At 61.6% G+C, this 10,079-nt stretch carries 14 protein-coding genes and 1 pseudogene; 4 read left to right on the top strand and 11 right to left on the bottom strand.

What is annotated here, in order from left to right; all coding sequences use genetic code 11:
- Nucleotides 1–725 precede the first annotated feature (725 nt).
- The 3 genes from AB0O34_RS34790 to AB0O34_RS34780 all read right to left on the bottom strand — a co-directional run bounded on the left by AB0O34_RS34790 (nt 726) and on the right by AB0O34_RS34780 (nt 2,742).
- Nucleotides 726–1,657 (bottom strand): IS5 family transposase gene (locus AB0O34_RS34790; protein ID WP_363922894.1). Its coding sequence is split into 2 segments (ribosomal slippage): nt 726–1,280 and nt 1,283–1,657, totalling 930 coding nucleotides; the frame shifts between segments, so codons are not numbered across the junction.
- 152 nt (nt 1,658–1,809) lie between these two features.
- Entirely contained in the window at nt 1,810–2,424 is a 615-nt protein-coding gene (locus tag AB0O34_RS34785) for a hypothetical protein (RefSeq protein WP_363922892.1), read from the bottom strand.
- A 36-nt stretch (nt 2,425–2,460) separates the two neighbouring features.
- Complete coding sequence (locus tag AB0O34_RS34780) at nt 2,461–2,742, bottom strand: hypothetical protein (protein ID WP_363922890.1); 282 nt, start codon at nt 2,740–2,742, stop codon at nt 2,461–2,463.
- Nucleotides 2,743–3,163: 421 nt separating this feature from the next.
- Here AB0O34_RS34780 and AB0O34_RS34775 point away from each other — a divergent pair, with 421 nt between their 5' ends.
- A complete protein-coding gene (locus tag AB0O34_RS34775) occupies nt 3,164–3,430 on the top strand; it encodes a hypothetical protein (RefSeq protein WP_363922888.1) in 267 nt (88 codons plus the stop codon).
- A 54-nt stretch (nt 3,431–3,484) separates the two neighbouring features.
- Here the strand turns inward: AB0O34_RS34775 and AB0O34_RS34770 are convergent, their stop codons facing one another.
- The 4 genes and pseudogenes from AB0O34_RS34770 to AB0O34_RS34755 form a co-directional block, all read right to left on the bottom strand.
- Nucleotides 3,485–3,712: a hypothetical protein gene (locus AB0O34_RS34770; RefSeq protein WP_363922886.1), complete on the bottom strand. Its 228-nt coding sequence runs from the start codon at nt 3,710–3,712 to the stop codon at nt 3,485–3,487.
- 44 nt (nt 3,713–3,756) lie between these two features.
- Nucleotides 3,757–3,906 (bottom strand): hypothetical protein, encoded by a 150-nt coding sequence (locus tag AB0O34_RS34765; RefSeq protein ID WP_363922896.1) that lies wholly within the window; start codon nt 3,904–3,906, stop codon nt 3,757–3,759.
- A gap of 68 nt (nt 3,907–3,974) precedes the next feature.
- Nucleotides 3,975–4,106: pseudogene (locus AB0O34_RS34760) on the bottom strand (hypothetical protein); the annotation flags it as partial.
- Nucleotides 4,107–4,731: 625 nt separating this feature from the next.
- On the bottom strand, nt 4,732–5,346 hold the full coding sequence (locus AB0O34_RS34755; protein ID WP_363922884.1) for a hypothetical protein: 615 nt from the start codon (nt 5,344–5,346) through the stop codon (nt 4,732–4,734).
- A 287-nt stretch (nt 5,347–5,633) separates the two neighbouring features.
- Here AB0O34_RS34755 and AB0O34_RS34750 point away from each other — a divergent pair, with 287 nt between their 5' ends.
- The gene (locus AB0O34_RS34750) at nt 5,634–6,359 is read left to right on the top strand and encodes a hypothetical protein (protein WP_363922882.1); all 726 of its coding nucleotides are present in this window, start codon (nt 5,634–5,636) and stop codon (nt 6,357–6,359) included.
- Between the two features lie 112 nt (nt 6,360–6,471).
- Here AB0O34_RS34750 and AB0O34_RS34745 read toward each other — a convergent pair whose 3' ends face one another.
- On the bottom strand, nt 6,472–6,729 hold the full coding sequence (locus AB0O34_RS34745; RefSeq protein ID WP_363922880.1) for a winged helix-turn-helix domain-containing protein: 258 nt from the start codon (nt 6,727–6,729) through the stop codon (nt 6,472–6,474).
- 97 nt (nt 6,730–6,826) lie between these two features.
- Between AB0O34_RS34745 and AB0O34_RS34740 the strand changes: the two genes are divergently transcribed.
- Together AB0O34_RS34740 and AB0O34_RS34735 are read left to right on the top strand one after the other, a co-directional pair.
- Complete coding sequence (locus AB0O34_RS34740) at nt 6,827–7,093, top strand: hypothetical protein (RefSeq protein WP_363922878.1); 267 nt, start codon at nt 6,827–6,829, stop codon at nt 7,091–7,093.
- Nucleotides 7,094–7,253: 160 nt separating this feature from the next.
- The gene (locus AB0O34_RS34735) at nt 7,254–7,391 is read left to right on the top strand and encodes a hypothetical protein (protein ID WP_363922876.1); all 138 of its coding nucleotides are present in this window, start codon (nt 7,254–7,256) and stop codon (nt 7,389–7,391) included.
- Nucleotides 7,392–7,888: 497 nt separating this feature from the next.
- On the opposite strand, the gene AB0O34_RS34730 is transcribed toward AB0O34_RS34735, so the two are convergent.
- From AB0O34_RS34730 to AB0O34_RS34720, 3 genes are all read right to left on the bottom strand, one after another.
- The gene (locus AB0O34_RS34730) at nt 7,889–8,197 is read right to left on the bottom strand and encodes a hypothetical protein (RefSeq protein WP_363922874.1); all 309 of its coding nucleotides are present in this window, start codon (nt 8,195–8,197) and stop codon (nt 7,889–7,891) included.
- 11 nt (nt 8,198–8,208) lie between these two features.
- A complete protein-coding gene (locus AB0O34_RS34725; protein ID WP_363922872.1) occupies nt 8,209–8,355 on the bottom strand; it encodes a hypothetical protein in 147 nt (48 codons plus the stop codon).
- A 917-nt stretch (nt 8,356–9,272) separates the two neighbouring features.
- Nucleotides 9,273–9,941 carry a hypothetical protein gene (locus AB0O34_RS34720; RefSeq protein ID WP_363922870.1) on the bottom strand — a complete coding sequence of 223 codons (669 nt, stop codon included), beginning with the start codon at nt 9,939–9,941 and terminating at the stop codon, nt 9,273–9,275.
- Nucleotides 9,942–10,079: the final 138 nt, after the last annotated feature.

Below are 10,079 nucleotides of genomic sequence, written 5' to 3'. Positions count from 1 at the left end.
AGCGTCGTAAAGTACAACCATAAATCCCGCTGTCCGGAATGATCTCAGCCCCTCACCCGGCGTTCAGGCCGGTGGACGCGCGAATCTGGGCCTCGGTACGAAGCCAGCCGATGCCGCAATGAGGCCCAGCGTTGATCTGGGATGGAAGAGGGACCCCAACGACGTCACCTACGACCGGAACCCTCCGCCGCAATGAGGCCCGGCACTGAGACCGGGATGGAAGGGCGGGTGTCGCCCAGGCCATCGTCAACGACTTCACGCCTGAATGAGGCCCAGCGTTGAGCTGGGATGGAACGCTCGCGGTTGTAGATCGTGCCGCCGACGTGGTCGGGACCGCAATGGGGCCCGGCCCTGAGGCCGGGATCGAAGTCAGGATACCTCTCAGGGTTCCTTAGCTCACGATAGCCGCAATGAGCCCCAGCGTTGAGCTGGGATGGACGGTCACCGACGCGCCCGGGTCCTCCGGAGGCGTCCCGAAGCCGCAATGAGGCCCGGCGTTGAGCCGGGATGAAAGCCTCCATGCGTTGCCATGTGTTCTGCGAGATCCCCGCCTGGCCGCAATGAGGCCCGGCGTTGAGCCGGGATGAAAGGGGCTTGTGAGCTGGGAATATAACCGACAGTACACAGCAAGGCATGTAAAGACTGACTGGTTTGTCCATGAAACTGCTTACTGAGGGTTGGGAACCTACCGGGGAAAGCGTGCGTACTAGGGACTGTTTCCTGGATCAGACGCGAAGCCAGATGACCAAGGTCGCCACCAAGATGGTCCCGCGGTAGATGTAGGCGCGTTTGTCGTAGCGGGTGGCCACTGCCCGGAAGTTCTTCAGGCGGTTGATTGCCCGCTCGACAACGTTGCGCTTTTTGGGGCGCTCGGCATCGAACCCGGTTGGACGTCCTCCGGCTGAGCCGCGCCGACGCCGGTTGGCCCGCTGATCGCGCGGCTCGGGAATGGTATGCCGGATCTTGCGGCGACGCAGGTAGGTCCGGTTGGCGCGGGAGCTGTAAGCCTTGTCGGCACTGACACTGTCAGGACGCCTACGCGGCCGGCCAGGCCCCAAGCGCGGAACGCAGATGGCCTCCAGCACAGGCCGAAACTGTGGACTGTCCCCATGCTGCCCCGGCGTGATCAGCACCGACAGTGGACGACATCGCCCGTCCGCGGACAGATGGATCTTGGTGGAGAACCCGCCCCGCGAGCGTCCTGAACACTCGCCTGCCTGACCACCTCCGCCAACTGGACACGCAGGCTCCGCCATACCCGATCGCCCCGCTTTGTCCCGGCCGGTCCCCCCTTTTGCGCAACAACCGGCGGCGGGGCACCAGGAGCGCCGGCCGCATGCTGGTGAGCCCGCACCGTCGTTGAGTCCACCGACACCTCCCAGTCCACCCGGCCCGCAGCGTCTTCTGCGGCTTGGACCACAGCCAGCAAACGATCCCAGGTCCCATCCGCCGACCAGCGACGATGCCGTTTGTAGATCGTCACCCACGACCCGAACCGCTCAGGCAGATCCCGCCATGGCACCCCCGTGCGCGCCCGGTAGAACACCCCGTTGATCACCATCCGATGGTCGTTCCACCGGCCTCCGCGCGCCCCACCTAGCGGTAACAGCGGCTCCAGCCGCTCCCACTCCGCATTCGTCAGATCACCACGACCCATACACCAAGCGTCACCAACTAGACGCCCACTGTCAGGAGATCTAAGAAACAGCTCCTAGACGCTCCGAACTTGCGTCGTCTGGGTTCCCGGGAAAGCAGTCTTGCTTATGTTCTTGTCAAGGAGCGCTTTGAGCTGGAGGGGCGGGCAAGAGATCAGTCTTGCCCATGCGGGATGCGCTCTGCAACGAGACGCCGCGGTTGGCTCCACAACCATGGGGACCGGATCAGGCTGAGCGCCTTCGCGCTTAGACGACCAGCCAGCGGATCAGGTGGCACATCAAGCGGTTCGACCTCATACACAGCCTCCGACGCCCTGGAGGGCGCCTGACCTACGCCTGATGTGTACCCCCTGACCCCACTGATGGGCGAATCAGGCCGCTGAACCATATCAATGTGCGAAGAACCGATCACATTGAGTGGATAAGTGGTATAAGTGTTCGACATTAATCGCCTAGTGAAAACCTGTGCCATGCGAACCACGTACAGCCCGGTGAGATTTCTCCCTCTCGCCTTGGCCGCCATCGTTACATTTATCGCCTTCGTCGCGCTTCTGGTCGCTATGACTCCCGGGACCAGCATCACCGCGTCCGCTGCGAGTTCGGACTTGAGCGCGAAAAAACACGCGGTCACGACGTCCGTCGTAAAGGTCGGCGGAAAGTCGTACCTGACGGTTCGGGTGATGAGCCGGTACAGCACCGTCAAGCGGTTCACCGTGAAGCAACGTGTCTGCCCGGCGAAGGCGTCGTGCCGGACGGTCAGCGCCAGCATGCTCGTTCACGCCAACCGGACGGCATGGCAGGGCACTTATCTGGGGGTGGTCACGTACAAGAAGAGCGGTGCCTCCTCCGTGTCGGTAACGACACCATCAACCGCTTCTCCAACCCCCACCTCAGCCCCGACTGTAACCCAGACGGTCACAGCCACCGCGACGGCTACGGCTACGGCTACGGCTACGGCTACGGTCACAGCCACCACTACGGCTACGGCTACGGTCACCGCGACGGCTACGGTCACTACCACCGCGACGGAGACGGTCCCCGTCCCACCTGGTCCGGACACCCTTTGCGGTGCTCCCAACAACTCCAACGGCTTCACCTTCTGCGATACAGGGATTCGCGTAACCGCAGCTATACAAGCGACCTGTCAGGTCTTCAGTTGCATCGAAAACTTTGAGAACGGCCAGGGGTACTTGGTCATGTGCGCCGATGGAAGAGTGAGCATGTCGGGCGGGCGCCAAGGAGTCTGCTCATCCCATGGGGGATGGCGGAGGGACATCTTCCTGAAGGTGTAGCTGGCCCGGCCGAACTGGCCCGGCCCTGCGCTCTCTCCCCGGGAGTGCCCGTACAGGACATCAACGGAGCCGTTCCGTGCGGGCGGCTGACATTGCAGCCCGCTGCATCCTCGGCGTCTCGACGTTGGCAACGGTGTCCGGATGAGGACGCAAGGTCAACCGCCCACCGCTATGCGCCGTCTCACATACGCCCCGTTCGTCTCGTGAGGAGTCGGTTTGCGCGTCCGTTCCATCGTCTCCGCCGCTGTCCTGGCCGGCGGCCTGCTCGTCACCCCTGTAGCCGTCGGCGCCGCTGATGCGTCCACAACCGTCGCCGCGGCCTGCAAGTACCGACAGTCCGGTAACCACTGGGTGTGCATCACGCCGGGAGCGTTCTGCCCAGCAGCAGCGCACAAGAAGTACGGCTACGCCAAGGTCACGAACCGCAAGTACCGGTGCACGCTGACGAGCGGGGACATCCAGTGGAGGTGGCACCGCGCCTGAGCCGAGGCACGCAACACGCTCCAGCATCCAACCGGATGCCGGGGCGTTTGCATGTCAGGTGAGCTCGAACCCTATGAGTCCCTCTGGGAGTCCGCTATCGACCCCTCGCACCATCGCCGCGTGGAGCCATTCTCCGTTCCCGCCGACGATCGTCAGCGGGCTGCCAGTGACCGTGTACCACTCGTCGGCTCCGGTGTACTGGATCCGCACCACGGCTTGGTCGCCGACGACCTCGGTCGTCACGGTGAGATCTCCAGACACGACCCCAACCTCATCGGTCATGACACCGCCTGGCCCGGCCACAACCTTCGACTCTCGTCGTTCCATCACGGGTGGATTGGTTCCCCGGCACAGGTATCGAGCATCTCGTCGAGAGCTTTCTTCTCCGCCTGGGTGATGGACAGCGTGTAGTGGTGTTTGACGTCGATCCATGCCCTGGCGTAGGTGCACCAGAAGTTGCGCAGGGGGGCCTCCACTGGGCAGGGTTCTGGTCACCCTTCGCCCTGTTGCTGGTCGCTGACACGGCGATGAGCTGAGGGTTGGTCAGGTCGTTCGCGAACTCCTTGCGCCTGGCCGTGGACCAGGCGTCCGCCCCGGACCGCCACGCGTTCGCGAGCGGCACCATGTGGTCGGTGTCGACCTGGCTGGCCGAGGTTAGGTCTTTCCCGTCGTACACCGAGTGCCACGTGCCGGCGACGGCCCGGGACTCCTGATCCTGCTTGACGTCCGGACTCACCCCCGGCAAGCAGTATTTCGCCAGAGTGCTCTACGCAGTTGCGACCACTGACCCTGGTGGCAGCACTGGCGACATCGCGTGTAGAGACATCACGGTGGCACCAGCTACGTGATCCGGAGCATTCGCGGTCCTTTCCAACCACGAACCCTGTGGAGACGCCTATGACCGAGATCATTGTTGTGTGCGCTGGCGTCGTCACCGTTGCCGAGCCGCCACCGTTCTCATCAAGGTGTTGACGTCCCTGAATCAGCTCGGGACTTCGTCGATGACTGGAACGGCGAGCCCGACCGTCCAGGAGTTCCGGGCTGTCCCGGCGTCATGAAGCGCCTGGAGCATCGAGTCAGAGGTCCGTACAAACTACGGCTCGTCACTGAAGGACGCAGTGAATCGGATCGAGTCTGGACTCAACGAGCTGCACGACGAATTCTCAGATCACGTGAAGCAGCAGGCCGGCTACAACGAGAGGCGAGTCCCAGGCTTGATCGACGAAGCCAACTAACCGACCAACGAAGCCCCGTCTTCTAGGTATCTCCGAATGAGACACCTAGAAGACATTTTTCGTACGTCAACTACCTATCTGCTTCTGCGAACCGCTACCTTCGATCTCGCTTCGGATCCATGCCTGTACTGCTCGATCGTCGTGGTCAATGAGATCGACGTCGAGGTCCTGCCTGCATGCGAACAGGTACGCCATGGTGGCCTCCTCCACTCCTTCAAGAGCATCCTTGGCCTTCTCACGGTTCCAGCTCTCGCCAGTGAAAGAGCCGTTGGTGTAGGCGTCGCCGAAAATCGGCTCGAACTCAACGTGAGCTGTGTGTAGAGCACGAGCAGCCGGCCGAACTCGCTCCGAGCCATGCACTTCGACCGAAGCCAGCGTCGTCACCACTTCAGACACGAGGTCATTCGCTTGATCGAGGATCTTTTGTGCGCGCTCATCCGGTTTCCGCCCTGAAGTCCTTCGGTCGAGATAGAAGATGACCTGACGCTCATGACGTGCTAGAAGGTCGCAGGCTCGCATGAACGAGACGTATGCCTCTCGTCGCGCTTGCAGAGTGGAGAGCAGGCGGTGCTGTGCGAGCTGCCGTTTGTCGCGCCTTCCAGTGAAGTGTTGCGTGACCCACACGCCCCCGAGCGTGAGGAGACCGCCTATGAGGCTAGGCAGAATTGTGCTGAAGTTCATAGGTGTTCGACGCGCTTGTTCCTGGATTGGTTGCCAGACTGTAAGCACGCCGACCTCCAGACAGGCCGCTGGCCATGGCGTCGGGAGCAACGTGCTACTGAGCCCACGACACGTCGCTTTGGTGACGTTCTATGCCAGGAGCTCCAGATGCTCCAACCGTGGGTTGAACATAGGATCTGAGCTACGCAATCCAGCGATCTTCGCTTAGCTTGCTGTCTCGTTGATGAAAGATCGGCAGTGGCTGGAGCGATGGCTTCAGGCGAATATCATCGAAGTGGAGGTCCGTTATGTCCGGAATCGAACCTTTCCTCCTGCCGATCTTGATGGGGGTTGGTGGAGCCCTTATTTCGGAGTTCAGCACCTTGCTTAGTCGGAGGTTAGATCGACAGGCTTCCAAGGAGTCTCAACGCCTCCGAAGGATGGTAGGACTAGAAGTCGATCTTTCGCATGAGTCGCCAACCGAGAAGGCGATTGTAAATTTCCTCCGAGAGGCAGAAGAAAACCCGAATTTAGAGGATCTAAGAACCGAGATTTCGGAGATTCGAGATCAGCTCGCTAAAGTTCAGCAGTCGCCTACAGAGAATGACCATCGATTATCTCTTCTAATCGAAATCTACAGCCAAGCCCTCGCCCAAATGAAAATCAGCTTCCGTTTGAGCCTGGCCTTCGCATCTCTCGGAGCGATGATTCTCCTGGCGGGCGTTACGCTTGCCATCTTTCGTGCGTCGACTGACGGCGATCAGGTCGCAGCCATCCTTACCTCGGTAGCTGGCGTAGTGATCAACATTACGAGCGGCCTCTTTTTTGTCCAGTCAGCACGAGCCTTGAAGCACCTCGAACGCCAGGCAGATCACCTCCGCGAGGACGTACGCCTAGATGAGATCGTTAAGGGGTCCGAAGACGTGATCAGCCGCGTCGAGGACTCCGGCCGCCGAGACGATCTGAGATCGCACATCGTCTTCCGCCTACTGGGCAGCTCAGACAAGCTTGCGCCTCCTGCCGCCATTCCATAGCGCCGGTCCGTCGAAGACAGGGTTTCAGCGGCTCCCACCGATCCTCGCCTAGAGGGTCACGGGTAGTCCCGAGGCGACAGCAGTGAGCGTTACATGAGTCTAAAGAGACCAGCTAGCTCTGGTCCTTGACGTCCTTCGTCTCGACCTCCACGACAAAGCTGCCCATACCCGGCTCGGTGTAGATAAGCCCGTCCTCCCGGAGGGCCTTGTAGACCTTCTGCGCCGTCATGTTGGCCAGGGTGAACTCGCCGATCAACTCCAGCACGGTGGGGATACGTGATCCAGGCGGATACGTTCCGTCCTCGATGCGGCCCTTGATGATCTCGTATACCTGTTTCCACCTGGGCCGATTCGGCTTGAGTTCCGCCATGCGGCTCACCGTATGAGTCCGCTGCACACGAGATCGATCCTCGGCATGCTCCCGTTATCCATGGCGTACTAGGGCATGACAGTCCTATGGTTGGCTCATGGCGGAGAGTGAAAAGACCGAAGACGGTCGGTGGTGGCTCTGGCGAAGCGACGGAGGCGGCTTCTATGCCACACGGACGAAATGCCTCACAACTGACCTTCGGCGGATGGGGCTGCGGCAGACCCTTGATGCTGACTCAGCAGAGCGTCGCGACGAACTGCTCAAGAGGCAGGACGTCATGGAAGCCAGCCTCTTCGGATGGCTGTCCGGAAGCGGTGCCTCAGACGCAGGCATGACGCTGAGCACAGGTGACGAGTTCCTATGAGTGGGGCGTGGTAGCCGTGACATCCCACCCAACCGCGGAGTCACCGTTCTTGGCCCAACAGATCGCGGCGCTCCGCCAGACCTACCCGGCTTGGCAGATTAGGCGCGTCACCTGGCCGAACGGCAACTTCGGTGGCTGGTGGGCTACCAGGTATGCGGCATTGACGGACGCTGAGCGCGCGTCCGGCCTGGTGCCGAGCATCGCCCGTGGCGACGTCGTGGCCTTGGTGATGGAGATCTCCGTACAGGACGAGATCGCGCACCAGATCAGGTACTCGACTGGCGAGACCGGGGCCTAGGCCGTGAGCAGGCGCCTAGAGACGTATATGAGTGCTTTCGAGGGCAATGCCGATCATGGCATCCACATTCCTCGATGGTCCGGCAAAGGTGGGTGCGCCAGCATCGCTTGGTATCCAGCTGTGAACCGTGAAATACGCTCCCGGACCCTGCGGTGGACGTGCGAGTGCCGGCTGAAGGTGTACTACCTGATGACAGGCGGCGGTAACGCTTGGGTACGACGGCTGGTCCGACCTGGTCCAGGAGGCAGACGAGTGAAGACCAGCGAAACCGAGCGTATGAGGTACCCGGACGCCGAGCTGCTGTGGGAGCGGATCTTGTTAGGTCGCGCCCGATAGACATCGTCCGCGGGCTTCTTAAGCGTCTCCGTAGCTCCTAAGGAATGGCGAGCCCTCTTCACCACGTTGGCGAGGGAACCTAAATCGGGTTATGACCCCCGAGGACTCCTGCTCCTGCTGTCCGAACGCTGCCTACGTCTTGGTCTACGACGGGCGTTGCGCTACTGCCGGGGAGCTACGCGTTCTACGATCCGGCCACCGAGGGCCTGCTGGGCAAGGTCGGCGTTGGCCGGCTGGGTGGTGAGAAGCCAGGCGGTGCCAGCGATGTCGGTCACGCCGGTCGGCGTCACCAGCGTACGCGTGGTCTCAATCGCGGCGTTGAGGCCAGCTTGGTCGGCGAAGACCCAGGCGACCGTATCACCGGTGCTCGTGCGGCAGGACACGACGTCCAGAGCCTGGCCGCGCGTCTGCTTGGCCCAGGTGTCGCGTTGCTCGCACGGCAGGCCAGCGGCGTTCAGTCGGTCGAGCATCTCGCTGGCCGTCACGTAGCGGATGGCGCGGCTGCCGAGTCGCTCGTGCGGCTCGCAACGATCAGGAACACGACGAAGGCCACGATGAGTAGGCCGATGCCGCCCAGTATGAGCGTGCTCTTCTTGACAGTAATGGTGTCGGAGGGAGTGCCTTGCATGATCCGATTCCTATCAGCCTGCGGATTCCTGCTCATACTCTCTGATCGCTACAACCATGCCATGAATGGCGAGGCCCCCTCGCCGAAGTGGCGAAGGGGGCCTGTATCGGGATATGACGCCCGATCCGCCTTGCTAGGGACTCCTGCTCCTACTCTCCGACCGCTGCCTACGTCTTCGCTTGCGACGTGGAGCACGCTCCACCGCTCGTGTCTCCGGCTGCGGTGCTGCCTCTGGCAGTCCCGGCTCCGGGAATCCTGAATCGTCTTCGTTCTTCTGATCTTGATCTTGACCCAGGTGTAGGTGAGCACCCCACATAGTCAGGCGCGCGTCGCGTACGTTCTGCTTTCTCTCGCGGACTGAAGCCAAGACTTGGCGAGTCCACAGGACGGCGAGAATTCGGCATACGATAAGCGCGAGCAGCCCCCATGGACCCGCACCTGAGAGCCAAGCTCCCAGTGTGGCCCATGGCATGGTGGGTTAGCCTAGCCGCAGGTCCGGTCGATCTTGGAAGGCGGCATCGAGAGCCCCTTTTCCAATTAGTGACGGATGATGACAAGAGGTGACCGGGTACTGGCGTGAGCAGAAGAGCAAGGGTGCTTGCAGACACATTGCCCTCCTGTCCTTTCGGGAATTGCCAATACCGATCGTGCCGTCAGGGGGTCCTGTAGCCCCAGACGACACTCACCTTGCGCGGTTTTATGTGTGGGTGGGTCTTATGCTTTTCGACTCCTTGGTGCGCAAGGTGTCTTCCCCAGACATAGACCGGCATTGCCTATGTATGTGAGCATTTCGACGGTGTGGGACTACAGCCGAGCTGCTGTCGACTAGTTTGCCATGCCGTTGCACAGGCCGCGCCCCATTGCATGATCGGGACCTTCCGCCGCTGGTCAGCCCTCGGAGAGCCAGGTCGGTACGGCTACTCCACGGCCTTCTTACGCCTCTGAACCTCGACACCGAGGTAGGCACGCAGCCACTTCACGCCCTCGTGGAACACAGCGCCAGCACCAACCACGGCGAGGATCGCTGCGCCCAAGCCGGTGCCCCACGTCGTTTCGAGTCCACCCCACACGAGCAGAGACGTGAGGGGAGTCCACGTGCGCAGCTCGGTAGTGAGCACCCAGCGGACTGCTATAAGAAGAACGCCCAGTACGTCGGAGAGTCGCATGCGCACGGACGCTCGTAGGAGGCCGAAGGCGTAACTAACGGGTGCGGGAGTCTCCGCAAGGTCCGTAGCCCACTCCGTTGCGCGCCACTTTCTCCCACGACCACCAATCAGGGCGGCGATAGTCGCCAGCGTGCGAGGAATCGCGATGCGCAGGTTGCCAGCGAATTCCTTAATGTTTTCCTTGGAGACGATAGCCATACACACGGCGAGGGTGATGACAGAGATAACTGAAAGGGTGATCAGGGAGATCTCGCCCCAACTAGCAGCGGAACGTAGGTCACCGATCACAAAGAACACATACGCCGGCAGTATCAGGAGGATCGAGCCTCCGAGCACCATCTCGCGTCGCTCAAGCCTGACGGTGTACGGCTTAACCCAGACCCGCCCACCTACTGGACGTTTCCGGTAGTGCCCCTTCACGTAACTTCGTCTCACGTGGCACTCCCGGTCGGGCGGATCCGGCCAGTCAGCCAATTACGGCTCCGGCGAGTGGCTTGTGCGGAGGCGTACTCCTGTCGTCCGATACCAGACAGCGTGTAGAGCCGGCGCTTCGGACGA

This window comes from Sphaerisporangium sp. NPDC088356 (assembly GCF_040685555.1).
GTDB lineage: Bacteria > Actinomycetota > Actinomycetes > Streptosporangiales > Streptosporangiaceae > Sphaerisporangium.
The sequence above is the reverse complement of the archived record's forward strand: the minus strand, read 5'-3'. Positions and strand labels throughout refer to the sequence as shown.

What these genes read in the sequence shown, in the direction of transcription:
- AB0O34_RS34770 (WP_363922886.1), bottom strand. Translation starts at nt 3,712, where the DNA reads ATGACCGATGAGGTTGGGGTCGTGTCTGGAGATCTCACCGTGACGACC.
- AB0O34_RS34730 (WP_363922874.1), bottom strand. Translation starts at nt 8,197, where the DNA reads ATGCTCGACCGACTGAACGCCGCTGGCCTGCCGTGCGAGCAACGCGAC.
- AB0O34_RS34755 (WP_363922884.1), bottom strand. Translation starts at nt 5,346, where the DNA reads ATGAACTTCAGCACAATTCTGCCTAGCCTCATAGGCGGTCTCCTCACG.
- AB0O34_RS34740 (WP_363922878.1), top strand. Translation starts at nt 6,827, where the DNA reads ATGGCGGAGAGTGAAAAGACCGAAGACGGTCGGTGGTGGCTCTGGCGA.
- AB0O34_RS34745 (WP_363922880.1), bottom strand. Translation starts at nt 6,729, where the DNA reads ATGGCGGAACTCAAGCCGAATCGGCCCAGGTGGAAACAGGTATACGAG.
- AB0O34_RS34725 (WP_363922872.1), bottom strand. Translation starts at nt 8,355, where the DNA reads ATGCAAGGCACTCCCTCCGACACCATTACTGTCAAGAAGAGCACGCTC.
- AB0O34_RS34750 (WP_363922882.1), top strand. Translation starts at nt 5,634, where the DNA reads ATGTCCGGAATCGAACCTTTCCTCCTGCCGATCTTGATGGGGGTTGGT.
- AB0O34_RS34785 (WP_363922892.1), bottom strand. Translation starts at nt 2,424, where the DNA reads ATGCTGGCGCTGACCGTCCGGCACGACGCCTTCGCCGGGCAGACACGT.